24 protein-coding genes are annotated in these 25210 nt (G+C 45.6%); 20 read left to right on the top strand and 4 right to left on the bottom strand.

The window, feature by feature from the left end; all coding sequences use genetic code 11:
* The first annotated feature begins 7 nt into the window (after positions 1-7).
* From P5V12_RS12980 to P5V12_RS12940, 9 genes are all read left to right on the top strand, one after another.
* Positions 8-2302 (top strand): chemotaxis protein CheA, encoded by a 2295-nt coding sequence (locus P5V12_RS12980; protein WP_316953508.1) that lies wholly within the window; start codon positions 8-10, stop codon positions 2300-2302.
* A 45-nt stretch (positions 2303-2347) separates the two neighbouring features.
* Positions 2348-3460, top strand: a complete 1113-nt coding sequence (locus P5V12_RS12975) for a chemotaxis response regulator protein-glutamate methylesterase (RefSeq protein ID WP_316953507.1) — start codon at positions 2348-2350, stop codon at positions 3458-3460.
* A gap of 16 nt (positions 3461-3476) precedes the next feature.
* Positions 3477-4217: a flagellar motor protein gene (locus P5V12_RS12970; protein ID WP_316953506.1), complete on the top strand. Its 741-nt coding sequence runs from the start codon at positions 3477-3479 to the stop codon at positions 4215-4217.
* Positions 4218-4246: 29 nt separating this feature from the next.
* Entirely contained in the window at positions 4247-5146 is a 900-nt protein-coding gene (locus P5V12_RS12965) for a flagellar motor protein MotB (RefSeq protein WP_316953505.1), read from the top strand.
* A gap of 150 nt (positions 5147-5296) precedes the next feature.
* The gene (locus P5V12_RS12960; protein WP_316953504.1) at positions 5297-6058 is read left to right on the top strand and encodes a ParA family protein; all 762 of its coding nucleotides are present in this window, start codon (positions 5297-5299) and stop codon (positions 6056-6058) included.
* 25 nt (positions 6059-6083) lie between these two features.
* On the top strand, positions 6084-6959 hold the full coding sequence (locus P5V12_RS12955) for a chemotaxis protein CheW (protein ID WP_316953503.1): 876 nt from the start codon (positions 6084-6086) through the stop codon (positions 6957-6959).
* Positions 6960-7118: 159 nt separating this feature from the next.
* Positions 7119-7604 (top strand): chemotaxis protein CheW, encoded by a 486-nt coding sequence (locus tag P5V12_RS12950; RefSeq protein ID WP_410483292.1) that lies wholly within the window; start codon positions 7119-7121, stop codon positions 7602-7604.
* 3 nt (positions 7605-7607) lie between these two features.
* Positions 7608-8039, top strand: a complete 432-nt coding sequence (locus tag P5V12_RS12945) for a DUF2802 domain-containing protein (RefSeq protein ID WP_316953502.1) — start codon at positions 7608-7610, stop codon at positions 8037-8039.
* A 27-nt stretch (positions 8040-8066) separates the two neighbouring features.
* A complete protein-coding gene (locus P5V12_RS12940) occupies positions 8067-8627 on the top strand; it encodes a hypothetical protein (protein WP_316953501.1) in 561 nt (186 codons plus the stop codon).
* Between the two features lie 6 nt (positions 8628-8633).
* Here P5V12_RS12940 and P5V12_RS12935 read toward each other — a convergent pair whose 3' ends face one another.
* The 4 genes from P5V12_RS12935 to P5V12_RS12920 are packed head-to-tail and all read right to left on the bottom strand — an operon-like array spanning position 8634 to position 12188.
* Positions 8634-9407: a YciK family oxidoreductase gene (locus tag P5V12_RS12935; RefSeq protein WP_316953500.1), complete on the bottom strand. Its 774-nt coding sequence runs from the start codon at positions 9405-9407 to the stop codon at positions 8634-8636.
* Between the two features lie 10 nt (positions 9408-9417).
* On the bottom strand, positions 9418-10089 hold the full coding sequence (locus P5V12_RS12930; RefSeq protein WP_316953499.1) for an HAD-IA family hydrolase: 672 nt from the start codon (positions 10087-10089) through the stop codon (positions 9418-9420).
* A gap of 29 nt (positions 10090-10118) precedes the next feature.
* Positions 10119-10835: a bifunctional 2-polyprenyl-6-hydroxyphenol methylase/3-demethylubiquinol 3-O-methyltransferase UbiG gene (gene ubiG / locus P5V12_RS12925; protein WP_316953498.1), complete on the bottom strand. Its 717-nt coding sequence runs from the start codon at positions 10833-10835 to the stop codon at positions 10119-10121.
* Positions 10836-10862: 27 nt separating this feature from the next.
* Complete coding sequence (locus P5V12_RS12920; RefSeq protein WP_316953497.1) at positions 10863-12188, bottom strand: TRZ/ATZ family hydrolase; 1326 nt, start codon at positions 12186-12188, stop codon at positions 10863-10865.
* A gap of 289 nt (positions 12189-12477) precedes the next feature.
* On the opposite strand from P5V12_RS12920, the gene gyrA reads away from it, so the two are divergent.
* The 11 genes from gyrA (at position 12478) to lapB (ending at position 25176) form a co-directional block, all read left to right on the top strand.
* On the top strand, positions 12478-15054 hold the full coding sequence (gyrA, locus tag P5V12_RS12915) for a DNA gyrase subunit A (protein ID WP_316953496.1): 2577 nt from the start codon (positions 12478-12480) through the stop codon (positions 15052-15054).
* Positions 15055-15076: 22 nt separating this feature from the next.
* Positions 15077-16180: a prephenate dehydratase gene (gene pheA, locus P5V12_RS12910; protein ID WP_316953495.1), complete on the top strand. Its 1104-nt coding sequence runs from the start codon at positions 15077-15079 to the stop codon at positions 16178-16180.
* 3 nt (positions 16181-16183) lie between these two features.
* A complete protein-coding gene (gene cysC, locus P5V12_RS12905) occupies positions 16184-16777 on the top strand; it encodes an adenylyl-sulfate kinase (protein ID WP_316953494.1) in 594 nt (197 codons plus the stop codon).
* Positions 16778-16800: 23 nt separating this feature from the next.
* A complete protein-coding gene (locus P5V12_RS12900; RefSeq protein ID WP_316953493.1) occupies positions 16801-19032 on the top strand; it encodes a bifunctional prephenate dehydrogenase/3-phosphoshikimate 1-carboxyvinyltransferase in 2232 nt (743 codons plus the stop codon).
* A gap of 113 nt (positions 19033-19145) precedes the next feature.
* On the top strand, positions 19146-20039 hold the full coding sequence (gene cysD / locus P5V12_RS12895) for a sulfate adenylyltransferase subunit CysD (RefSeq protein WP_410483291.1): 894 nt from the start codon (positions 19146-19148) through the stop codon (positions 20037-20039).
* 213 nt (positions 20040-20252) lie between these two features.
* Positions 20253-21671 (top strand): sulfate adenylyltransferase subunit CysN, encoded by a 1419-nt coding sequence (gene cysN / locus P5V12_RS12890; RefSeq protein ID WP_316953491.1) that lies wholly within the window; start codon positions 20253-20255, stop codon positions 21669-21671.
* 130 nt (positions 21672-21801) lie between these two features.
* Positions 21802-22152: a ComEA family DNA-binding protein gene (locus P5V12_RS12885; RefSeq protein ID WP_316953490.1), complete on the top strand. Its 351-nt coding sequence runs from the start codon at positions 21802-21804 to the stop codon at positions 22150-22152.
* A 139-nt stretch (positions 22153-22291) separates the two neighbouring features.
* The gene (gene pyrF, locus P5V12_RS12880) at positions 22292-23002 is read left to right on the top strand and encodes an orotidine-5'-phosphate decarboxylase (protein WP_410483290.1); all 711 of its coding nucleotides are present in this window, start codon (positions 22292-22294) and stop codon (positions 23000-23002) included.
* Positions 23002-23691, top strand: a complete 690-nt coding sequence (gene cmk, locus P5V12_RS12875) for a (d)CMP kinase (protein ID WP_316957429.1) — start codon at positions 23002-23004, stop codon at positions 23689-23691. The genes pyrF and cmk overlap by 1 nt, the downstream gene beginning before the upstream one ends.
* Entirely contained in the window at positions 23692-23997 is a 306-nt protein-coding gene (locus P5V12_RS12870) for a hypothetical protein (RefSeq protein ID WP_316953489.1), read from the top strand.
* Between the two features lie 3 nt (positions 23998-24000).
* A complete protein-coding gene (lapB, locus tag P5V12_RS12865; protein WP_316953488.1) occupies positions 24001-25176 on the top strand; it encodes a lipopolysaccharide assembly protein LapB in 1176 nt (391 codons plus the stop codon).
* Positions 25177-25210: the final 34 nt, after the last annotated feature.

Raw genomic sequence — 25210 nt, 5'->3', positions numbered from 1 at the left:
GTATTGAATGGCGTTCGGGGATGACGAAGATATTCTTCAGGATTTCCTTGTAGAAGCCGGAGAAATCATTGAACAATTGTCTGAGCAACTGGTCGATCTTGAACAGAGGCCCGATGACAGAGATCTTCTCAATGCAATTTTTAGAGGCTTTCACACTGTAAAAGGTGGTGCCGGTTTTTTGCAACTCAATGCAATGGTCGATTGTTGCCACGTTACGGAAAATTTATTCGATATTCTTCGCAATGGTGAGCGGGAAGTCACCGCCGAATTAATGGACGTAGTCCTACAGGCGTTGGATACCGTTAATTCTCAGTTTGCACAAGTTTCCAGTCGGGAAGAACCTTCACCCGCAGCGCCGGAGTTAATTGCGGCACTTGAACGTTTGGTTTCATGCCAGGATTTATCAGAAACCGCAGATGATTCCGCTGTTACGGAATATATCGAAGAAGTTTCTGTTGATGGCGCTAACGCAGTAGACACGCCATCCAATCAAATTGATATTACCGATGATGAGTTTGAAGGTTTCCTCGATGCAATTACCGATGAGACTGCTGCACCAATGGAAACTGCAGAAGACAGTGCCGCGGATATTTTAACCGGGCAGGACACGGATGAAATAACTGAAGAAGAGTTTGAGCAGCTTCTGGATAAGTTACACGGCCAGGGTAAAGGTCCGGGTATGCTGAAAGCGGCGGCTTCGAGTCCTTCTCCTTCAGTAGGTAAAGCTTCAGAGGAGATTTCTGAAGACGAGTTTGAAGACTTATTGGATCAGCTTCATGGTGTGGGAAAAGGTCCGGGAGCACCGGGAGCAAAAGCTGAAAGCAGTTCAAGCGTTACATCAGCAAAACCCTCGTCACCTCCACCGCCTTCTTCTCCAGGTAAAAGTGCAGATTTAATTTCTGACGATGAGTTTGAAGATCTACTCGATCAGTTGCATGGAAAAGGCAAAGGGCCGACGATTGCAGGAAAACCGGAACCTGTTCAAGAAATTTCGGTGGAACCGCAAAAAACTTCTGCGTCACCCTCGCCAGCTCAGGCAAAACCTGCTGCACCCAGTCAGGCGAAACCAGCAGCACCAAAACCACGGGAAAACAATGCCGGTGGTGGGGGTGGTGGAGCGTCTCCTGTCAGTGGTGAAACCACCGTTCGGGTTGATACTCAACGTCTGGACGACATCATGAATATGGTTGGGGAGTTGGTGTTAGTACGTAACCGTCTGGTACGGTTAGGGAATGAATCCTCAGACGAACAAATGCAGAAAGCGGTTGCTAATTTGGATGTGGTCACAGCAGATTTGCAATCGTCTGTAATGAAAACCCGAATGCAGCCAATTAAAAAAGTGTTCGGTCGTTTCCCACGAGTTGTTCGTGACTTGGCGAGAAATCTGAAGAAAGAAATTAACTTGGAATTACTTGGTGAAGAAACGGATCTTGATAAAAACTTGGTGGAAGCTTTGGCTGACCCGCTGGTTCACTTGGTAAGAAATTCGGTAGATCATGGTATTGAGTTGCCTTCTGATAGAGAGGCAAAAGGTAAGCCCAGAGTTGGAAAGGTGATTCTTGCTGCAGAGCAGGAAGGAGATCATATCTTGCTTTCTATCAGTGATGACGGTGGTGGTATGGATGCGGACCGTTTGCGCAGTATTGCCGTGGAAAAAGGCATATTGGATACGGATGCAGCACAACGTCTTTCGGATAGTGAGGCATTTAATTTAATTTTTGCACCAGGCTTCTCCACCAAAAAAGAAATTTCTGACGTGTCTGGCCGTGGTGTTGGCATGGATGTGGTTAAAACAAAAATCACTCAGCTTAACGGTTCGATCGATATCGAATCCAAATTGGGTGAAGGCACAAAAATTGTGATTAAAGTGCCGTTGACTTTGGCCATTATGCCAACTCTGATGATTATGGTTGGTGAGCAAGCCTTTGCTTTGCCTCTGGTCAGTGTCAATGAAATTTTCCATATGGACCTTACCCGTACCAATATCGTGGATGGTCAGGAATGCATCACTATTCGAGAAAAGGCAATTCCAATTTTCCATCTTAAACGCTGGTTGATTCGCAACGGCTATTCACATTCTGATCCGAAAGAAGGACATGTAGTGATTGTCACTGTGGGTACTCAGCGTGTTGGTTTTGTGGTTGACCAATTAATTGGCCAGGAAGAAGTGGTAATTAAGCCTTTGGGAAAAATGTTGCATGGTACTCCAGGTATGGCGGGTGCAACTATTACCGGAGACGGTACCATCGCGTTGATATTGGATGTCCCCAGTATGTTAAAACGTTACGCCGGAGCGGCTTAAATACATTAAGTCTCTGCGCATGAATGATAATAAATCGGAGGGGTCGTGCCCTACAAAGTTCTTGTCGTAGATGATTCTAGTTTCTTTCAAATGCGCTTGAAAGAAATCATCAGTGAACATCAGGATTTACAAGTCGTCGGTATTGCATCAAATGGACAGGAGGCTATTGAGCTTGAGGAAGAGTTACGTCCCGATATTATTACCATGGACTACGAAATGCCATTTATGGATGGTGTATCTGCTGTTCGTGCCATTATGGCTAAACGGAAAATTCCGATATTGATGTTGTCCTCAATGACCTATGAGGGCGCGCGTATTACCCTGGAAGCATTGGATGCTGGTGCTGTGGATTTTATGCCGAAAAATTTTGCGGAGGTATCAAAAAGCTCCGAAGGATTAAAAAAACGGCTCCACGAAAAATTGTTAACCTTTCTTAAAGGAAGCTCATTTCAGCCTGCCGCGACGAGTGTGAGGCCAAAGCCTGCTGTTGATACACGTCCATCGTTAAGGTCCACACCTTCTGCCGCTCCATTATCTCGGGGTGGGGCAGATGCTGCACCTGTTGCACCGAGCAAGTCGTCGGCTCGGTTTAAAGGAAAACTGAAGATAGTTGTCATTGGCGCTTCGACAGGAGGGCCAGTCGCTATTACGGATATTATTACCAAGCTACCGGCAAATTTCCCTGTACCTATCGTTATTGTGCAGCATATGCCGGAGAACTTTACCAAGGCATTTTCCGAGCGGTTGGATCGGCAATCACAGTTATCAGTTGTGGAAGCCGAAAATTCCATGCGCATCGAGTGTGGTAAAGTGTATGTCGCTCCCGGTGGAAAGCAGTTAATGTTTGACCGAAACGGCAGTTCAATAAAAATTGTTCCCGGCGATGAACGTGTTAATTACAAACCATCCGTGGACATTGCTTATGCTTCCGCAGCCAATGTTTTCCGTAACAGCGTGCTGGGTATTGTTCTGACCGGAATGGGAGCCGACGGATGCGAAGGTGCCCGCTTGTTAAAACAGAGTGGTTCCTATATTTGGGGGCAGGATCAGGCGTCCAGTGTTGTTTATGGCATGCCGGCTGCTGTTGCAAATGCGCGATTAACGGATGCTGTGATTCCGTTGTCTTCAATCGCGGAAAAAATGATTTCCGACGTCTAGAGGCATTTATTCTTATATGGATGTTTTAAGCGTTATTGGTGTCATTGTTGGTTTTGCCGCATTGCTTGGTGGGAACTTCCTGGAAGGGGGAACCCTGCATTCGCTGGCAAACGGACCCGCTGCGATTATTGTTATTGGTGGCACCGTCGGTGCTGCAATGTTGCAAACTCCCCATAGTTCACTCAAACGAGCACTGTCGTTGTTTCGTTGGATATTTCATCCCCCGCGAAGTCAATTTCAGGTCGGTATTGATCAAGTCGTCAAGTGGGCGGTATCTGCTCGAAGAGACGGTTTGCTGGGGTTAGAAAATATTTCCGAGTCGGAGCCGGATAAATTTTCAAGGAAAGGCTTACAGCTGTTAGTCGATGGCAGTGAACCGGATGTGATTCGCCATGTATTGGAAACAGATTTAATTATTATGGAGCAACGTGATCATGACGCTGTTCAGTTTTACGAAAGTATGGGCGGTTATGCTCCTACAATAGGCATCATTGGTGCAGTGATGGGGCTAATTCATGTTATGCGACATTTAGCCGAACCGTCTGAACTGGGCGCGGGTATCGCCGTTGCCTTCGTTGCCACTATTTATGGCGTTGCGTTTGCCAACTTATTTTTACTGCCTGTGGCAAATAAACTAAAAGCGTGCATTAAAGATCAATCTCAATATCGAGAGCTTATTATCGAAGGTATTATTGCTATCGCAGATGGTGAAAACCCGAAAGCAATCGAAATGAAGCTTTCCGGCTATTTACACTAGTCGACCAGTTTCGTATTAAAGGTGTTTAAATGATCAAACGACCTTCGATTGAGACCAAAATCAACCATGAGCGCTGGTTAGTTTCTTACTCTGATTTTATTACTCTGCTCTTTGCCTTTTTTGTGGTGATGTATTCCGTCTCCCAAGTGAATGAGCAGAAGTATCAGCAGTTGTCCGAAACCTTGTCTGAAACTTTCAAAACCGAAGATCGTATCAGACCAAATGAAAGCCAGAATGCTCAACAGGTTTCCCGCGCAGCAGATTTAAAAAAGATGGCAGCAGAATTGTCTGACGTATTGGCGGATCTAATAAAAGACAACAAAGTGACCGTCGAAGGCAACGAACAATGGGTGGAAATCGATGTTAACGCCAACCTGATTTTTTCATCCGGTAGTGCCGACCCGAGCCAGGAAGCGGAACAGGTTTTTACGGATGTGGCTAAGGTTCTCTCTGATTACGATAATCGTATTTCTGTTGCTGGGCATACTGATAATGTTCCAATCAAGAATGCACAGTTCCAGGATAACTGGGCGCTGTCAGCTGCGCGTTCTGTTTCTGTTGTCAATCTTCTTGCTCGTCATGGCGTAGCGCAAAACCGACTTTCTGCAGTTGGCTATGGAGAACATCAGCCTGTGGCCGATAATACTTCTGAAGAAGGGAAGGCTCGGAATCGTCGGGTGGTATTGCGCGTAGCCCAAACCTTGGCTCCACCGCAGGTACAGTCCGTCGATACTCTGCAAACAGAGGAAAAACCGCTATCGGAATCAGAGATTAGCCAAGAGCTAGAGAATGATTCCTCCAGCGATGGGGTCGAAGAAGCCGATGAACAAGCTATTCAGCCGTATAAATTAAAGGATGGTGGTTTGTTGTTTACCAGTGATCCTGATTCCCCCAGGCTTCAAAGCGAAGAAAATCGAGAGTCGAAATAATTGGCGCGAGATTTGCCTCTGTTTATATTGGAATAGATTTTTCTGCCGGTGCGGCAACAATACCTATTAGTTTGTTTATATATTCGTCAATCAATAGGAAGGTTTTCACCGCACGGCAATAAACCATTATGAGGCGCGTAGGTTAGTTTTTTGATTACTTGGACTGTAGCAAATCAGAAAGGTGGTGTGGGTAAGACCACAACAACTGTTGCTCTTGGTGGGTTAGCTACTGAGCAGGGCAAGCGGGTGTTGTTAGTCGATATGGACCCACACGGCTCTCTGACATGCTATTTTCGGTTAAACCCTGAAAATATCGAAGCCAGTGTTTTTACCTTGTTCGAGCAGCGTTCTCAATTATCTGAAGCACTTGTTGGGCAAATTCTGACTCCAACTCCCTATGCCAATTTGTGTTTATTGCCCGCTTCTATGGCTCTGGCAACTCTTGAGCGTAAAGCTATTGGTGATGGCATGGGGCTAGTGTTGCTGAATACCCTTGCGCAGATAAAGGACAGTTTTGACTTGGTTATCATTGACTGCCCCCCGCAATTGGGTGTGTTGATGATCAATGCGTTAGCGGCCTGCAATCAATTGCTCATTCCGGTACAAACGGAGTTTCTCGCTTTAAAAGGTTTGGATCGAATGTTACATACCTTGACTATGCTGGGTAAATCTCGCAAGCAAGAACTGAAGTACTGTGTGGTGCCAACCATGTTTGATCGACGAACTCAGGCTTCAGTATCCAGTTTGAGAACGCTGAGAAATGACTATAGTAATGTTGTATGGCCAGGAAAAATTCCGGTGGATACCAAGTTAAGGGATGCTAGTAAAGCCGGCGTGCCGCCCAATTTGTTTGATCCAGAGGGGCGAGCGATGGAAGCATACAAGTCGTTGTATAAATATATGCAGGAATAAATGATATTTGGTGTGGTAATGGTTTATGTCTGGAGATAGTGCAAAAACAGCGTTAGAAGATTACTTCGCGGATTTATTACGTGAGGATGATCCTGCTGCACAGTCGCAAGAGCTATCTCCGAAACCTTCGTTAGCTGAACACACCCCACCAGCGGAGATCAGTTCTCAGCAGGTAGTGCCGTCTGCCAAGTTGGCACCGAAGGTTTCCCCCAAGCCTCAGGCTGAAGTTGAGATAAAACCTGTTCAGGAAAAGCTGGAGAGGGAAAAGCGTGAGCAATTACAGGCGCTACTGAATACCCGGCCGTTGCAAATAAAGCCTCGGGTCGAGACAAAAATTAAAACAGAAGTTGTTGTTGAACCGGTTGTTGAAAAAATAACGGAAACGGTACTTGATGACCTCCACCATGTGAACCAAATGCTTGAGTGGGGTGAGAATGGACGCCCCATGTGGGCTCAGGGACGGTTCGATGCGCTGTTGTTTCAGGTTTCAGGCTTAACATTGGCGGTGCCCTTGATTGCGTTAGGCCAGATTCAGCCTTTAACCGATGAGCTGACGCCAATTTTTGGTCAGTCTGACTGGTTTATGGGGATCCTGCCGACACCCATTGGACAAATCAAAACGGTCAATACTGCATTGTTTGTGATGCCAGAAAAATACAACGATTCTTTTTTAAAAACGGCTAAATATGTTATGACCATTGATGGTTTACCCTGGGGATTGGCGGTGGATTCTGTCAATCAGCCGATCACGTTAAATACTGAAGATGTTAATTGGCGTACCCAGCGAACCAAGCGTCCATGGTTGGCTGGCACGGTGAAATCTGCCATGTGTGCCTTAATCGATATTCCTCAAATGGGTAAGCTTTTATCGGATTCCGAAAAGTCCAGAAAGCCCCATTGATCTTCCTTGTTTATATCAAATAGCCCGGTAAATTCCCTATTGGAGCTGGCATAAAATCTGCTCTTAACTATATTAATGATATATAAACTGCAGAAGAGTGGCTGATTTTTGACACGCCCCTGATCTGAATGAATGTGAGACTGTTGTGAGGACTCCTCTATGGCTGGAAATATGGCAAACAACGCCGCAAGTGATGACCCCGTATTGCAGTGGGTTACCTTTAAGTTGGCAGGGGAGACCTATGGAATCAACGTGATGCAGGTTCAGGAAGTGCTTCGTTACTCCGAAATAGCACCTGTTCCCGGTGCGCCGCATTACGTTTTAGGGATTATAAACCTGCGTGGAAACGTCGTTACAGTAATAGATACTCGTCATAGGTTTGGCATTGAACCTGGCGAAATTACAGACAATACACGCATTGTTATCATAGAAGCTGACAAACATGTCGTCGGAATACTGGTCGATAGCGTGGCAGAGGTAGTATACTTGCGCCAGTCTGAAATTGAGACGGCGCCCAATGTTGGTAATGAAGAAAGTGCCAAGTTTATACAGGGTGTATGTCACAAGAATGACGAACTGCTTATTCTTATCGAACTAGATAAATTGCTCACGGATGACGAGTGGGCAGAACTTGAGGGTGTTTAATTAATGATTCCAACGGTAAATCTTGATCCGGCCTCTTTGGTTCCTCTTCTTTCTATTATGGGTTGCTTTGTAATGCTATTTATACAAATGTACTCTTCTCGTAAGAATGAGGATGCTGTGGAGCGCTTGGAAAAGCTTGAGAAACAGCTCAACATCATTACTTCTGGCTCATTGGGAATGGGTCAACGTATGGTGGCTTTGGAAAACCGTCTCAGTGAATTAAAAAAACAACAAGAACAAATTTCACACAGCGACTCCGATTTTTCCTATACCCAGGCGCAAAAGCTATTAGCCCAGGGCGTATCTTTGGAAGCTATCGCTGCCAATAGCGGTTTATCCCATTCGGAAGTGAGTTTGATGGAGCTATTGCACCGTCACACACAAAAACAGGCGAATGGTTCTTCCAACGTTATGCCGATTAAACAAGGAATGTAATCGTGTTCGGAGGCGTATAAAGTCGTTATGTCTCCAGTCAAAACATTGCTTTATTCCTTTTTTGTAGTCAGCGTTATCGCTGGCTGCACAGTTTCTGATCGTGCCGAATTTACGGATAGTGAAGCTGAAATATCTGACGATTTCTTTGATCGCATACAAGAAAATGTGACGACTAAGCACTGGATTGTTTCTCAGTTGGGTGAGCCCTTCAGGGTGATTGAAGGTGATGATAATCAAGAAATCTATACCTATGAATTTACCAAGGCTTATTATCGCCGCGCAACGTTACTCATATTATTAAGGTATAGCGGTGTCAGTCGCGACGAATCCTATTTCCATGTGTTATTTCAAAAGAATGTGGTGAAAAAACATTGGCACTCGAAAGAGCCGGTTGCGGATGTCGGTCGCTTCTTGGTCAGTTCAAATGAAGATACTGTGGAAGGTGAGGTATCGTCAGAGCCGGCTTCGAAGCCAGATAATAAGAGTGCTGGGCCTTCTTCCACTGAAGGTGAAGGAAGCAAGGATTTGCCCCCTCCTGTTGATGAGGCAAAGCCCCAGTCCCAGCCAACCTCTACACCGATGATCTGACGTGTGTTATCTGGGTTGAGCGTCGAACTGTTGACCGTTGATAAGCTGACTGTCTTTACCCATCAAAAATAAATATCTATTCATAATATCTTCTGGTGTGGTCACTGTTGAAGGGTCTTCCGCAGGGTAGGCTGTTGCACGCATTTTGGTTCGTGTGGCCCCGGGGTTAATGGAGTTAACACGAATATTGGATGTTCCGTCCAGCTCGTCGGCAAGTACCTGAACCAGGTTTTCTATTGCCGCCTTTGATACGGCGTAGGCTCCCCAGTAGGCTTTTCCTTTTAAGCCAACACTGGATCCAGTAAATATGATGCTCGCGTCTTGGGATTTCTCCAGTAATGGCAGGAGAGATTTTGTCATCATAAAAGGAGCGGTGACATTTACATGCAGTATTTTTTCCCACTCTTCAACTTTGTAGTTGGCGATGGGGGTTCTTGCACCCAGTTCGCTCGCGTTGTGCAATATGCCGTCTAGTACACCAATTTCATTTTCTATGGCATCTCGCAGGGCGTCATAGTCATGCGCGGTAGCACCTTCGAAGTTCATCGGGAAAATAGCTGGCTGGGCACCACCTGCTGCTTCAATTTCATCGTAAACTGATTCCAGCTTGGAGAGTGTGCGACCAATGAGTATGACGGTTGCACCGTATTTGGCATATGTCAGGGCTGCTGCTCGGCCGATACCGTCGCCAGCACCAGTTACTATGATGTTTTTGCCCTTGAGTAGATCTTTTTTGGCCTGATATTGGGTTAAAAATTCAGAGTCAATGGTGGTGGTCACTGAGCATTCCTCAACTTGCTTGCACATATTTATTTATTATTGGCCATAGCTGGCTGGCGTGCTCAACACTGTGTGTTGCCCCCCAGCGTGTATGGTCTTGTTCATTACTTATATAGCCGTAACCGACTGAAATTGTACTGGTTCCGGCATTGGTGCCACATTCGATATCACGTAAATGGTCGCCAATATAAATGGCCTCTGATGGCTGACATCCGCTCTGTTCGCAGGCCAGTAATAGCGAGTCTGGCGCTGGCTTTTTGTGGCGAACATGATCCGGGCAGACGATAGTGCGTGGGCGACTGGCAAAATCGAACCTTTCTATTAACGGTTCGGTATATGCCCATGGTTTGTTGGTTACAATGCCCCAATCAATATTGCTATAGGTTAATTCTGAGATCAGCTCTTCTATTCCTGGATAAGGGCGGGTATGGGTCGAAAGATCTTCCAGATATAAATCGAGTAGTTGCTGGCGCAGTTCGGCAAAATTTTCGTCTTTGGGTGTGACATTAAATGCCAGTTTGAGCATGGCGTTGGCACCATCAGAAACGATTTCAGTAATCTTTTCCACTGGCAGAACGTCTATGCCTTTTTGATGTAGCAAACGATTGAGTGCGTGTGCTAGATCAGGTGCAGTGTCCAGAAGTGTTCCGTCGAGGTCAAAAAATACGGCTCGCAAACTCATAAGCTTTATCGTGTCGTTTTTGGGGAATTTTATAACGGCTTTCTTACATGAATAAGATAATTCACGTCCACGTCATCTGGGTTTAGCCGGTAACGTTTTGTTAAAGGGTTATAGGTAATGCCGGATACATCGTGAAGCTCGAGGCCTGCTAGCCTTACCCAAGACGCAAGCTCAGAAGGGCGAATAAATTTTTTATATTCATGGGTTCCTTTGGGGAGTAGCTTCAGCAGGTATTCCGCTCCAACAACCGCCATACCATAGGATTTAATATTTCTGTTGATGGTGGAGAAAAACAGGTGTGCGCCTGGTTTTGCCAGTTGGGCGCAGGCGTATACGACTTGAGCAGGGTCTGGAACGTGTTCCAGCATCTCCAGACAGGTCACTATATTGAAGCTCTCTGGTTGTTCTTCGGCTAATTGTTCAACGGTTTTTTGTTGATAATCGACCGTCACGCCAGATTCAAGGCTGTGCAATTTGGCCACTTCCAATGGGGCGGCCCCCATATCAATGCCTGTTACCATTGCGCCGCGTTGTGCCATGGCTTCGCAAAAAATGCCACCGCCACAGCCAATATCGACCAGTCTCTGCTCGGCTACTGGTGATCTGGCATCAACGTAATTGGCCCGAATTGGGTTGATTTCGTGCAGAGGTTTAAATTCGCCATTTAAATCCCACCAGCGATTGGCCATACGCTCAAACTTGCTGATCTCTGATGGGTCGACGTTAAGTACTTTTTCCTGGCTCATATCAGATGTTGTCTTGGTCGTGGGAACTTATTTCCGGTTAATTCTGCTATGCCAGAGTTGGGCTTTTTCGCGCAGACCGGCTTTAGATATCTTACTAAAACCGGTATTTTGATATAGCAATTTACCTGCAACCCAGGTGTGGCTAACTTGAGTACTTTTGGCTGCATATACCAACTGACTAAGTATGTTGTACATGGGCAAAGTGTTTATGGCTGACATGTCTACCGCGATCATATCCGCTTGTTTACCTGGAGTCAGTGATCCAATCAGCGATTCCATGCCTAAGGCTTTGGCACCGTTGATAGTGGCCATTTCCAGTACTGTTGTTGCGTCCACAGCAGAAGGGTTGTTTGCTTGTAGTTTACCGATAAGTGCAGTAGTGCGCATTTCTCCAAATAGATCGAGATCGTTGTTACTGGCAGCGCCGTCGGTTCCCAGGCAGACATTAATTTCCGCATCGATAAGTTGTTGGGTTGAGCAAATACCATTGTTGAGTTTCAGGTTGGACTCTGGGCAATGGATTATGTGACTGCCTGAGGCCTTTAATAGTTCGATGTCTTGTTCGTTGCTTTGGGTGAAGTGAACACATTGGGTATTTGGTGTCAGCAGTCCCAAGTCATATATCCTCTCAATAGGGCGCTTGCCATAGCGTTCGACTGACTCGTTTATTTCATGGGCGGTTTCGTGAAGATGAATTTGAATCGGAGCTTGTAGTTCCTCCGCACAAACTGCGACACGTGATAATGCTTCATCGGAAACGGAGTAGGGAGCATGGGGGCCAAAGCCAACGTTAATCAGGTCGTTACTTCGGTAATCATCATGGAGTTTCAACCCCTTGTGAATATAGTCGTCAGCTGTTTGCGCCCAGTTTGAAGGGAAATCCAGAATTGGAAAGCAGAATTGCGCTCGCATCCCCATTTCTTTAGTAACCGCAGCGGCTTCTTCCGGGAAAAAATACATGTCTGAGAAACAGGTGGTGCCACTGGATAGCATTTCTGCAATGGCCAGTTGTGTGCCGTCGCGAACAAATTCTTCACTTACCCACTGTTTCTCTGCTGGCCATATATGGTCTTGCAGCCAGGGTTCCAGTGCCAGATCATCGGCATAGCCACGCAATAGGCTCATAGCTAGGTGGCCATGCACATTAATTAGACCTGGAAGCAATGCGTGGCCTTTGAGTTCTATATGCTCTTTGGCTTGATATTTTTTTTCAACTTCATGGGTGGGGCAGATTGATTGAATAACCCCTTGATCAACAATGAGGCTACAGCCCTCTATGATTCTGCCGCGAGGGACGATTGGCACAATCCAGCGTGGACTGATGATAAGTTGAACAATTTGCCTGGATTCCATCTGGAGAGTCTGTACCTTTTTATGTCTGTGACGGTTTAATGCGCGAGTATACCCGCTTATAAGTCCCAGCAATACCGCCTTGCAGAGGGGGGCAGAGTCGGAATTACAAAGTATCGCTATCTAATTGATAAATTTGTTCTTTTTCAAGCCAAAGCCTATGTCTTTTTTGTGGTATGATTCGCTGTTTGTCGAAAAGCGGCCTTGGGGGTCTAACTGGCTGTTGTTTCGATGCTACCCGTAATTTTGTTTTACATCACCTTGACCGAAAAATAAGGATTGCCTTGATCTTATGGGCGACATAGCAAAAGAAATTTATCCAGTAAATATCGAAGACGAGCTCAAACAGTCCTACCTTGATTATGCGATGAGCGTAATCGTTGGGCGGGCTCTCCCCGATGTCAGAGACGGTTTAAAGCCTGTGCATCGTCGAGTTTTATTCGCTATGAGTGAACTCAACAATGATTGGAATAAGCCGTACAAAAAGTCTGCCCGTGTAGTGGGGGACGTAATCGGTAAATACCATCCGCACGGCGATTCTGCTGTTTACGATACGATTGTTCGTATGGCTCAGCCTTTCTCACTTCGCTATACCTTGGTGGATGGTCAAGGAAACTTCGGTTCTATTGACGGTGATGGTGCAGCGGCCATGCGTTATACCGAAATTCGGATGGAGAAGATTGCTCACGATCTTCTCGCGGATTTGGATAAGGAAACCGTTGATTTTGTACCTAACTATGACGGTACAGAGCTGATTCCTGAAGTGTTGCCAACGCGGGTTCCTAATCTGTTGGTTAATGGTTCTTCGGGGATCGCTGTGGGGATGGCGACCAATATTCCCCCTCACAACCTGCGAGAAGTTGTAAAAGGTTGTATTACTCTCATCGATAATCCGGCGATAACCATTGATGAGTTGATCGAGGTGATCCCAGGCCCTGATTTCCCCACCGGGGGGATTATTAATGGTCGTGCAGGTATTCTTCAGGCCTATCGCACTGGCCGCGGACGAATTTACGTTCGAGCAAAGGCCGATATTGAGACCGATGAGAAAACCCACCGTGACACCATTATTATTAACGAAATCCCCTATCAGGTTAACAAGGCTCGATTAATTGAAAAAATTGCTGAGCTGGTAAAAGAAAAGAAAATCGAGGGTATTTCTGAGATCCGAGACGAATCGGATAAAGATGGTTTGCGTGTTGTTATCGAATTGAAGCGTGGTGAGCAAGGCGATGTGGTGCTCAACAACCTATACGCACAAACCCAGTTACAAAGTGTTTTCGGCATCAATGTTGTGGCATTGGTGGATGGTCAGCCGAAGCTACTTAATCTGAAGCAATTACTGGAGTACTTTGTTCAGCATCGCCAGGAAGTGGTGACTCGCCGTACTGTTTATCTATTGCGCAAGGCTCGTGAGCGAGGCCATGTATTGGAAGGCCAAGCGGTTGCCATTGCCAATATTGATGAGGTGATTGCTGTGATTAAAGCATCACCAACACCTGCAGAAGCAAAAGAGGCGTTGTTGTCTCGCGGTTGGCCTGTCGGTGCTGTCAGTCAGTTCCTGGAAAGGGCTGGCGCCGACGCCTGTCGACCCGATGATATTGGCCCTGAATTCGGTTTGCAAGATGGTGGGCAGTACTACTTGTCGCCTGTTCAGGTTCAAGCCATTCTTGATTTGCGACTACACCGCCTCACCGGGATGGAGCACGATAAATTATTGGCTGAGTACGAAGAAAAGCTCGCACAAATCGCCGATTTTCTCGATATCTTAGGCCATACCTCCCGTCTTATGTCCGTAATCCGTGGTGAGTTGGAAGAGGTTGTTGAAGCCTACGGCGACGAGCGACGTACAGATATTCAAGAGTCCATGCAGGATTTAACCGTTGAAGATTTAATCAACGAAGAAGACCGAGTGGTGACGATCTCCCATGGCGGTTACGCCAAAACCCAGCCGTTAGATGCCTACCAGGCACAGCGTCGAGGCGGAATGGGTAAAGCTGCAACCTCGGTCAAAGATGAAGATTTTGTTGAACATCTTCTGATTGCCAATACCCACGACTATATCTTGTGCTTTACCAATGCCGGTAAGGTGTATTGGCTTAAGGTATATCAGATTCCTGTTGCGGGAAGGCAGTCTCGTGGACGGCCTATCGTCAACTTATTACAGCTGGAAGAGGGTGAGCGTATTACCTCTATTCTTCCGGTAAAAGAATTTGATGATCAACACTTTATTTTCATGGCAACTTCTCAGGGTACTGTGAAGAAAACGCCATTGTCCCAGTTTTCCCGCCCAAGAAGTTCAGGGCTGCGTGCCATTGAGTTGGTTGACGGGGATCACTTGGTTGGTACTGCCGTAACCGATGGTAAGCAGGATATTGTGCTCTTCTCTTCTTCTGGTAAAGCAGCGCGCTTTGCGGAAGAGCAAGTTCGTTCGATGGGGCGAGCCTCGCGAGGAGTACGCGGTATTCGGTTGAATGAAGATCAAAAAGTGATTTCGATGGTTGTGCCCGTCGAAAATGGCAAGGTATTGACTGTCAGTGAAAATGGTTACGGTAAACGTACTGATGTTGTTGATTTCCCCACTAAAGGTCGTGGATCTCAAGGGGTTATCGCTATGCAGTGTTCTGAACGAAACGGTGCTTTAGTTGGCGCAGTGCAAGTCCTTGATGGTGAAGAAATTATGATGATTTCTGATCAGGGAACACTGGTTCGAACTCGTGTGGAAGAGGTTTCGGTATTGAGCAGAAATACGCAAGGCGTTCGTCTGATTAAAGTAAGAGAAGGCGAGCATATTGTTGGTATTGAGCGCATCGAAGAGCCAGAAGAAAGTGAAGATGGCGACGACGGTGATGCACCAGTCGAAGATTAATTAATTCTCTTGTGGGACTACTGTGACAGACCAAAACGACAATATTTCTCTTGTTTCATTGCGTGATCAAATTGATGAAATTGATCAGCAAATCGGAGATCTCATTAGTGCCAGGGCACAATGTGCAATAAAAGTCGCTGAAGTTAAAAAGCGTGAGTCGGGCGGCCAGCCGATTAATTTTTATCGCCCGGAACGTGAAGCCCAGGTTTTGCGTAAAGCGATGGAGCGAAATCAGGGGCCCTTAAGTGATGAAGAATTTGCGCGGTTGTTTCGGGAAATTATGTCCGCATGCCTGGCCTTGGAAAACCCAATTAAGGTTGCCTATTTAGGGCCGGAAGGCACATACACTCAGCAGGCAGCATTAAAACATTTTGGTCACTCGGCAGTAGCTGTCGCTTTATCCGCTATTGATGAAGTGTTTCGTGAGGTGGAATCTGGTGCTGCACAATATGGTGTGGTGCCGGTGGAAAATTCTTCCGAGGGTGTGGTCTCCCATACTTTAGACAATTTTGTAAACAGTAACGTCAAAATTTGTGGCGAAGTGGTGTTGCGTATTCATCACCACTTGCTTGTGTCTGATGTAACCAAAACTGATAGCATCTCCCGCATTTACTCTCACTCCCAATCCTTGGGGCAATGCCGAAAATGGCTGGACTCTCATTTTCCAAAAGCAGAACGTGTTGCGGTAAGCAGTAATGCTGAAGCGGCGAGACGGGTAAAAGGCGAATGGAATTCTGCAGCTATTGCCGGGCAAATGGCGGCAGAGTTGTATGGCCTTACCAGTTACGCACAAAATATCGAAGACCAACCCGACAACTCCACTCGTTTCTTAATTATTGGCACTGAAGGTGTTGGGCCGAGTAATGCTGATAAAACATCGATTGTCGTATCGACTCGTAATGAGCCGGGTGCGTTGTACCATTTGCTCGAACCTTTCCATCAGCACAACATTGATTTAACTCGCGTGGAAACACGCCCATCCGCAAGTGGAACCTGGAATTACGTGTTCTTTATCGACTTTAAAGGGCATGCGGATGACGAACAGGTAAAAAGCGCTTTGGCTGAGGTAAGTGCTAACGCATCTGATATAAAAATCTTGGGCTCTTATCCTATAGGCGTTCTGTAATTCATGAATAATATTGTCTGGCATAATCATAGTGTCACTAAAGAGATGCATGCTGAGCTCAATGCTCAACGGCCATGCCTTTTGTGGTTTACCGGGTTGAGTGGTTCTGGAAAGTCCACAATTGCGAATGCTCTGGAGTTGGAATTACATAAGCTTCAGCAAAGAACGTATTTACTTGATGGTGATAACGTTCGCCATGGTTTGAATAAGGATTTAGGTTTTAGTGACGAGGATAGAGTGGAAAATATCCGTCGGGTTGGCGAGGTTTCTCGTTTATTTGTCGATGCGGGTTTAATTGTTTTAAGTGCTTTTATTTCTCCATTTCGTTCTGATCGACAAATTGCCAGAGATTTTTTCCCTGAGGGTGAATTTATTGAGGTCTACGTGAGTACGCCGTTAGCGGTGTGTGAAGAACGAGACCCGAAAGGTTTATACCAAAAAGCGAGGGAAGGAGTGATAAAGCAGTTTACTGGAATTGATTCACCCTACGAAGAGCCAGAAGCCGCAGAGTTAGTACTAGATACCAGTGTATTGTCGGTACGGGATTCGGTTGAGCACATTATTTCCTATCTTAGATCTCAGGGTCGCATAAGCTAATTTCACGCTTACATACAAACATTATGAATTTAACAACACCGCACATAAATCGCCTTGTTGTCATTGGTCTTGGGTTAATTGGCGGCAGCCTTGCAGCGGCTGCAAAAAAAAGAAATTTATGCAATCAAGTCATTGGTCTTGCCCGCAGAGAGTCCGTTTGTCAAAAGGCGGTGCAACTTGATGTCGTTGACAGTGCGTATTTGAGTATCGATAAAATTACGCCACCGTTGGGTAAAGGTGACTTGATATTTATCGCTGTGCCAACGTTATCCGTAAAAAGAATACTGCAAGATTTAAAGGGTAAAGTTTCTGATGATGTGGTGATCACCGATGGTGCCAGTGTTAAAGGTTCTGTTCGGGATAACGTTATCGATGTCTTTGGCCAGGAGATGCCAAATATTGTTTTAGGGCATCCTATTGCGGGTTCAGAACAAAGCGGTGTGGAAGCTTCAAATCCTGAGTTGTACGAACAGCACAGGGTCATACTGACTCCTCACGCAGGGAATACGCAATACGCCGTTGAATTAACCCGTGATCTTTGGCTTAAGGTGGGTGCTGAAGTATTGACTATGGGGGTGGATGATCATGACGCGATATTGGCGGCAACCAGTCATCTACCTCATGTTATTGCTTTTTCTTTGGTGGATACTCTGGCGCATGACAGTCAGAACGAAAATATATTTCGTTATGCCGCGGGTGGTTTTCGAGACTTTACCCGAATTGCTTCAAGCGATGCGATTATGTGGCGGGATATCATGCTCGCCAATAAAAAGTCAGTCCTAGATTCTATCGATCTTTTTACGGCAAACTTACAGCGTCTCAGGTCGTATATTGCGGAAGAGAATGAGAAAGAAATTACAGGTGTTTTTACTCGTGCCAAAGTGGCGCGGGATCGTTTTACAAAAATGTTATCGAATCAGGCATACAGCAAGACAATGAGTGAAAAAAATATAATATATAAAGTCGCCCCGGGCGGCAGTGTTAAAGGGCAAATTCGTGTGCCTGGAGATAAATCCATTTCCCATCGATCCATTATGCTTGGTTCTCTTGCGGAAGGTGTGACCCACGTCGAAGGCTTTCTGGAAGGTGAGGATGCGCTTGCAACGTTGCAGGCATTTCGTGATATGGGTGTGGTGATAGAAGGTCCGGTTGAAGGGCGCGTTACCATTAATGGTGTTGGACTCAAAGGTTTGGAAAAACCTGCCGGTGCACTTTATGTCGGTAATTCAGGCACATCTATGCGTTTGTTGGCTGGCATTTTGGCTGGGCAGGATTTTGATGCAGAGCTAACTGGAGATATTTCTTTAAGCAATCGCCCAATGAATCGTGTGGCTAACCCTCTGAGAGAAATGGGGGTAATTGTTGAAACAGAAGAAAATGGTCGCCCCCCGTTAAAAATAAAACGCGGTTCTGCAATTAAAGCGATTGATTACCAGATGCCTATGGCCAGTGCTCAAGTAAAATCCTGTATTTTGTTGGCGGGGCTTTATGCAGATGGTGAAACAAAAGTTTCTGAGCCAGCGCCAACGCGTGATCATACCGAAAGAATGCTTCGAGGTTTTGGTTACGATGTTAAACGTGAAGGCGATACAATTTCGCTTACCTCCGGTGGTAAATTGACCGCAACCAATATTGATATTCCGGCAGATATATCTTCTGCAACATTTTTTATGGTGGCCGCTGCCATTGCGCCAGGTTCGGATATTACATTGACTCACGTAGGTATTAACCCTACTCGTATTGGAGTTATTAATATCTTGCGCTTAATGGGTGCGGACATAACACTCAGTAACGAGCGTGAGGTTGGTGGAGAACCGGTTGCCGATATCCGCGTGCAATATGCGCCGTTAAAAGGCATCAACATTCCTGAAGATCAAGTACCTTTGGCGATTGATGAATTTCCAGCATTATTTGTCGCAGCAGCCTGTGCAGAAGGTAAAACGGTGTTAACTGGTGCCGAAGAGCTGCGAGTAAAAGAAACAGATCGTATTCAGGCTATGGCCGACGGTTTAACTACTTTGGGTATTCAGTGTGAGCCAACACCTGATGGTATTGTGGTGACTGGTGGTGAAATGAATGGCGGGACAGTGGAAAGTTTCCATGATCACAGAATAGCTATGTCGTTTACCGTAGCCGCACTGCGAGCCAATGCACCGATCACGGTGAATAACTGTGCAAATGTTGCTACTTCGTTCCCTAATTTTACCGAGCTAGCCAAATCAGTTGGAATAAGCTTAGAAGTCAACATTTCTTAGCATTTGAGTAAATCCCGAATATAATGCCGCCCGTTTGTGTCCTTACAAAGGTCGCAAACGGATTGTTTAACACAAAATGACAGGTTGGTTTGAATATGACAAATGAGTATTCAATGACTCATCTAAAGCAGCTGGAAGCTGAGAGCATTCACATTATCCGTGAAGTAGCTGCAGAGTTTGATAACCCCGTAATGCTTTACTCCATAGGTAAAGATTCCGCGGTAATGATGCACTTGGCAATGAAAGCCTTTGCCCCTGGTAAACCACCATTTCCGCTAATGCATGTTGATACTACCTGGAAATTTAAAGAGATGATCGAGTTCCGTGAGCAGAGAATTCGTGATCTGGGATGGGATCTGATTGTACATATCAACCAGGAAGGTGTAGCTCAGGGTATTAGCCCATTTGTACATGGTAGTGCCAAGCATACGGATATTATGAAAACCCAATCCCTTAAACAGGCGTTAGACAAATACGGTTTTGATGCTGCTTTTGGTGGCGCTCGTCGGGATGAAGAAAAATCACGAGCAAAAGAGCGCGTGTATTCTTTCCGTGATAAAAATCACCGCTGGGACCCAAAAAACCAACGTCCAGAGTTGTGGAATCTATACAACAGTAAAGTGGACAAAGGGGAGAGCATCCGAGTATTTCCGCTTTCTAACTGGACCGAATTAGATATCTGGCAATATATTCACTTGGAAAGTATTCCTATTGTTCCTTTATATTTTGCGGACAAACGCCCGGTTGTTGAGCGCGATGGCGTGCTTATTATGGTCGATGATGACCGTATGCCTATCGAAGAAGGTGAAGAAATTCAGGAAAAAATGGTGCGTTTCAGAACACTTGGCTGTTACCCGTTAACAGGTGCGGTGGAATCCGAAGCGACAACCTTGCCAGAAATTATTCAGGAAATGCTGTTGACCAAAACCTCTGAGCGTCAGGGGCGTGTTATCGATCATGATAGTGCGGGGTCGATGGAGAAGAAGAAGCAAGAAGGTTACTTCTAGGAGTTGGTTTACTTGCTCTGATGGCGTTGAATTTCGTTTCGGAATGCTCATTTATACTGGAATTAACTCCACTTGTTCAACGAAATTCGCCTAATCAGATCTGCGCCACCACACTCCTAAATACGAGATTTTATCTTCACTTGCTCTTTCAAAAACTGAAGCGAGTGTTAACAAGAAGATTCGAAAGAGTTTACTAACGAAAAGAATTTAATTATGTCTCATCAATCAGAACTGATCGAAAAAGATATTGATGCCTATTTGGCAGAACATGAGCAGAAGGAATTGTTACGTTTTTTGACCTGCGGTAGTGTGGATGATGGTAAGTCAACATTGATTGGCCGTTTGCTGCACGATTCAAAAATGATTTATGAAGACCAGTTGCAGGCGATTGAATCCGATTCCGCTAAGCACGGTACAACCGGTGAAAAAGTGGATTTGGCTTTGTTGGTTGACGGTTTGCAAGCTGAGCGTGAGCAGGGCATTACTATTGATGTTGCCTATCGTTATTTTTCCACCTCAAAGCGTAAATTTATTATTGCCGATACCCCTGGGCATGAGCAGTACACGCGAAATATGGCGACCGGAGCATCGACCAGTGATTTAGCGATTATTTTGATTGATGCTCGACATGGTGTTATGACACAAACTCGTCGTCATTCATTTATCACCTCGTTGTTGGGTATTCGTCATATTGTTGTTGCGATTAATAAAATGGATTTGGTGAATTTTGATGAAGCCAAATTTGAGTCTATCAAAAATGACTATCAGCAACTGTCTGAAACCTTAAATCAAAAAGACGTGTACTTCGTTCCTATTTCTGCCTTGGATGGCGACAATGTTGTGAACAAAAGTGAAAATATGCCTTGGTACCAAGGCCAGTCTCTGATGGAAATTTTGGAAAGCGTCGAGATTGCCGGCGACAAAAATGTAACCGATTTTCGCTTCCCTGTGCAGTATGTGAATCGGCCTCATCTGAATTTCCGCGGTTTCTGCGGTACGGTGGCATCTGGTGTTGTCAGTGTTGGCGATGAGATTAAGGTATTGCCTTCAGGAAAAACCAGCAAAATTAAAGAAATTGTTACTTATGATGGCAATTTGGAAAACGCCTTTGTTGGGCAAGCTGTTACCTTAACCACAGAAAATGAAGTGGATATCAGTCGTGGCGATATGATTGTGCATGTGAATGATAAAGTTTCACTGACGAATCATGTTAAGGCAAACATTGTGTGGATGTCGGAAGATCCAATGCAGCCTGGAAAGCAATACTTCTTTAAGTTCGCCAGTAAAGTGACCCCCGGAGTATTTGAACAGATTGATTATCGAATTGACGTAAATACCTTCGAACATTCGTCGGTCAGTAATATGCAGTTGAATGATATTGCTGTTGCCAATGCTCAGCTTGAGCAAGATGTCGCTGTTGATGTTTACGAGAAAAACCGTGCAACGGGCGCCTTTATTGTTATCGATCGCTTAACCAATATCACGGTTGGTGCGGGCATGGTGACAGAGGCGCTTGAAGAAGCATCCTATACGGCGGGTCAGTATTCTGAATTTGAAGTGGAGCTGAATGCGTTAATTCGCAAGCATTTCCCTCACTGGGATGCGAAGGACCTTTCCAAGCTGCTTAAGTAAATTTGTAGGATAAATCTCACAAGACGAATTAATGTATTCGTCTTTTTATCCGTTTCTTTTTTATGACAGAATTATCTCACTGGCATCGGATATGTCAGTGGGATAAATAATAAATAAAAAGGAAACAATTATGGATAATTTCAAATCAAACTTTTCATTTTTTCAAATCTCAAAAAAACTGCTGCAAACGCTAACGGCATTTTCCGTTGCTCTATTATTATTTGCTGGTTCAGATGCTTTGGCTGCAGGTAAACCCAAGAGCAGCTCTCCTGCTGAGATTTCAATCCAAAAAGTCAGCATTAATAAAGCGGATGCAGAAACACTTGCTGCTTCGCTTAAGGGGATTGGTCTCAAAAAGGCTCAGGCGATCGTAGAGTGGCGAGAAGCGAATGGTAAGTTCACGTCTATTGATCAGCTTACTGAAGTGAAGGGTATTGGTGAGTCGACTATTAAAAAGAATCGAGCGTTGATCACTCTTTAGTCTACTTCTGTGGTTTCTTTCACGGTATTGTCCGAGAAAGATAAATGCTAAACTCTCTGAAACGATTGCCGGGGCTTCTGGCAGTCGTTATTTAGTCATTTATGGCTATACAACAGTTTAAATGTGTTCAGAGATATCTATGACAAACCTTTCTCATGGCTCCCGATTATTGGTAGCTCTAGACTTCGATTGCGAAAAGTCCTGTCTTCAATTAGTCGATCAACTTGATCCAAGTACCTGCCGCTTAAAGGTGGGAAAAGAGCTCTTTGTTTCCTGTGGTCCTCAACTGGTGGAAAAGCTGCAAGGGAAGGGGTTCGATATTTTTTTGGATCTGAAATTCCACGATATCCCCAATACGGTTGCGAAAGCGGTTAAAGCTGCGGCGGAGTTGGGTGTCTGGATGGTCAATGTCCATGCTTCTGGCGGTGAAAGAATGATGCTTGCTGCCAGGGAAGCAATCGAACAATCCACTCATAAGCCCCTGCTTATTGCGGTGACAGTGCTGACAAGCATGGATGCAAGCGATTTGGCTGGTGTGGGATTAACTATCGAACCGCGTGATCAGGTAAAGCGTTTGTCTATGTTGGCTAAGCAATCGGGGTTGGATGGCGTGGTTTGTTCTGCTCAGGAATTGGAGCTGATAAAGGCGCATTGTGGCATGGATTTTCTTTGTATCACTCCAGGAATTCGACCTCAGGGTGCTGATATTGGTGATCAGAAACGAATCATGACTCCAGAGCAGGCGATTCAATCCGGCAGTGACTACATCGTGGTCGGAAGACCTATTACTCAGGCGACTGTTCCAGCGGAAGTTTGTCTGCAAATTAGCCAATCAATTCAAGGTTTATGATGCATCCAGTTATTACAATTGATGGTCCCAGTGGTGCTGGAAAAGGCACTATCGCCAGATTGGTCGCAGAGCGGACAGGGTTTCATATACTCGATAGTGGTTCTCTATATCGACTCACGGGTTTAGCCGCGTTGGGTGCAGGTGTTGATCTTGGGAACGAAGTCGAGGTGGCGGTTATCGCAGCGAACCTGGATGTTGAATTTATTATCCAGCAGCAAGAGTTGGTTATTTTGTTGGGTGGTGAGGACGTTACTCAAGCCATTCGACAAGAACGAATTGGAATGGCTGCATCCAAGGTTGCGGCACATAACTCGGTGCGTGATGCCCTATTAGAGCGACAGAGAGCTTTTGCTATGGCGCAAGGGTTAGTGGCAGATGGTCGAGACATGGGAACGGTTGTTTTTCCCAATGCCCAAGTTAAAGTCTTTCTAACGGCAACTGCTGCAGAGCGAGCTAAAAGGCGCGTTCTACAATTGGAAGAGTCTGGTGCGAAGGATGTCGATTACAAGAAGATTTTGTCCGACATTGAACAAAGAGATTATCAGGATGCAAATCGCGCAGTTGCTCCGTTAAAGCCGGCGGTCGATGCGGTGACGATTGACTCAACAGAATTGAGTATTGAGCAGGTTTGTCAGCAAATAATGGCTCTGGCTAATAGGGCATTTGATTCCAGTTCTGTGAGGGGATAGATGATAAGAAAACTGATCAAAATGATCCGGGCTTTCTTGATGGTTTTATGGTGCATCGCCATGCTTTTGTTGGGAGGCTTTGTTGCCGTTGAAAATCCCGGCGATGTGGCGCCTCAGATGTTGGGCATACCATTGCCTGAGCTGAGTTTGGGCTCCTACCTAGCTGTGTTTTTGAGTCTTGGGCTTATGTTGGGTTTTTTAACCAGTTTTTTCGCTGATCAGGCTAAAGGGTGGCGTAAAAGTAATGCACTTAGAAAAGCGCAGAAAGAAGTGGCCTTATTAAAGCAGAGCCAGGCTAAGGGATAACTCGTGCAGGATTTGGGGCTGTTCATTTTAATTTTGATCGGTATCGCTGCGGGTTTTCAGTTTGGCCGCTATTACCAGCGTAAAAAAATGAAACGCTTGTCAGCCAAGATCGCCGCATACCATTGGCCGCAAAAACGTTATTACCAAGGTTTAACTCAGCTTCTTAATGATCAGCCTGATGCGGCTATCGACACTTTTATTTCAGCCCTGGAAGTCAATGCCGATACTTTGGAAACGCATTTGGCTCTGGGCAATTTGCTTCGACGTCGTGGTGAAGTGGATCGGGCAATCCGGGTGCATCAGAACTTATTGGCACGTCCAAGCCTTTCCAAAAAGCAATCATTGGAAGCGCAGATGGAGCTTGCTGTTGATTACATGCGCTCAGGTCTTCTGGATCGGGCGGAATCCCTATTCAAAGAGTTGGCCGCGCAAAATGGTGCCAGCAAGCAGTTGCGTGATAAGGCATTAAAAAATCTTCTGGAAGTCTATCAGGATATGCGCGAGTGGCTGTCGGCCATTGATGTGGCGGATCAGTTAACCACGCGTAAGTTTTCGGCAAAAACCGATCTCTGGCGCGAGCGGCAGGCGCAGTATAGTTGTGAGATTGCCGAAGAGGCTATGGCGCATAATGATTGGCAGCAGGCGAGACGTTGGTTGCGTAATGCTGAACGATATGACAAACGCTGTGCCAGGGCATTGTTGCTGCAGGCAAAGCTATATTATGTTGATCAAGATTACGCGAACTCGGTTGCAACGTTAAAACGTGTGCCCGAAATTGATGATCGATACTTGCCGGAAGCGCTGGCCCAGTTTGTTGAGTCCTATCGCAAGCTGCAACTTAAAAAGACGCTTTTGAATGCGTTGATCGACTTGTATAAAGAGTATTCGCATTTGGCGTTATTGCGAGAAATTATTGCTCTGTCGCTGTTGGATGATGTTGATTTTGACAGTTTGCAGTTTGATGTGTTTGAGCAATTGAACAATCATCAGCAACTTCTTACTCATAAGAACCTGCTTTCTATCATTTCTCAATACCCCACAAGAGAAACCCTGGAGGCGATCCAGGCTCTACTGGATTCTGTTCTTCACTATCAGTGCATTCGTTGTGGTTTTTCGGGCGAGGTCATGCATTGGCAGTGTCCGAGCTGTAAGAATTGGGGAACCGTTTTTCAGGTTTAACTAAGTCTATTCGTTTGTCCGTTTTTAATTGCTT

The organism is Teredinibacter sp. KSP-S5-2 (assembly GCF_032773895.1).
Lineage (GTDB): Bacteria > Pseudomonadota > Gammaproteobacteria > Pseudomonadales > Cellvibrionaceae.
This window is presented reverse-complemented; position numbering and strand designations above follow the sequence as displayed.

Excerpts from the sequence above, each read along its gene's own strand:
- P5V12_RS12980 (WP_316953508.1), top strand. The coding sequence starts at position 8 with ATGGCGTTCGGGGATGACGAAGATATTCTTCAGGATTTCCTTGTAGAA.
- P5V12_RS12970 (WP_316953506.1), top strand. The coding sequence starts at position 3,477 with ATGGATGTTTTAAGCGTTATTGGTGTCATTGTTGGTTTTGCCGCATTG.
- P5V12_RS12965 (WP_316953505.1), top strand. The coding sequence starts at position 4,247 with ATGATCAAACGACCTTCGATTGAGACCAAAATCAACCATGAGCGCTGG.
- P5V12_RS12955 (WP_316953503.1), top strand. The coding sequence starts at position 6,084 with ATGTCTGGAGATAGTGCAAAAACAGCGTTAGAAGATTACTTCGCGGAT.
- P5V12_RS12950 (WP_410483292.1), top strand. The coding sequence starts at position 7,119 with ATGGCTGGAAATATGGCAAACAACGCCGCAAGTGATGACCCCGTATTG.
- P5V12_RS12945 (WP_316953502.1), top strand. The coding sequence starts at position 7,608 with ATGATTCCAACGGTAAATCTTGATCCGGCCTCTTTGGTTCCTCTTCTT.
- P5V12_RS12940 (WP_316953501.1), top strand. The coding sequence starts at position 8,067 with ATGTCTCCAGTCAAAACATTGCTTTATTCCTTTTTTGTAGTCAGCGTT.
- P5V12_RS12930 (WP_316953499.1), bottom strand. The coding sequence starts at position 10,089 with ATGAGTTTGCGAGCCGTATTTTTTGACCTCGACGGAACACTTCTGGAC.
- ubiG (WP_316953498.1), bottom strand. The coding sequence starts at position 10,835 with ATGAGCCAGGAAAAAGTACTTAACGTCGACCCATCAGAGATCAGCAAG.
- P5V12_RS12920 (WP_316953497.1), bottom strand. The coding sequence starts at position 12,188 with ATGGAATCCAGGCAAATTGTTCAACTTATCATCAGTCCACGCTGGATT.
- gyrA (WP_316953496.1), top strand. The coding sequence starts at position 12,478 with ATGGGCGACATAGCAAAAGAAATTTATCCAGTAAATATCGAAGACGAG.
- cysC (WP_316953494.1), top strand. The coding sequence starts at position 16,184 with ATGAATAATATTGTCTGGCATAATCATAGTGTCACTAAAGAGATGCAT.
- P5V12_RS12900 (WP_316953493.1), top strand. The coding sequence starts at position 16,801 with ATGAATTTAACAACACCGCACATAAATCGCCTTGTTGTCATTGGTCTT.
- cysD (WP_410483291.1), top strand. The coding sequence starts at position 19,146 with ATGACTCATCTAAAGCAGCTGGAAGCTGAGAGCATTCACATTATCCGT.
- cysN (WP_316953491.1), top strand. The coding sequence starts at position 20,253 with ATGTCTCATCAATCAGAACTGATCGAAAAAGATATTGATGCCTATTTG.
- P5V12_RS12885 (WP_316953490.1), top strand. The coding sequence starts at position 21,802 with ATGGATAATTTCAAATCAAACTTTTCATTTTTTCAAATCTCAAAAAAA.
- pyrF (WP_410483290.1), top strand. The coding sequence starts at position 22,292 with ATGACAAACCTTTCTCATGGCTCCCGATTATTGGTAGCTCTAGACTTC.
- cmk (WP_316957429.1), top strand. The coding sequence starts at position 23,002 with ATGCATCCAGTTATTACAATTGATGGTCCCAGTGGTGCTGGAAAAGGC.
- P5V12_RS12870 (WP_316953489.1), top strand. The coding sequence starts at position 23,692 with ATGATAAGAAAACTGATCAAAATGATCCGGGCTTTCTTGATGGTTTTA.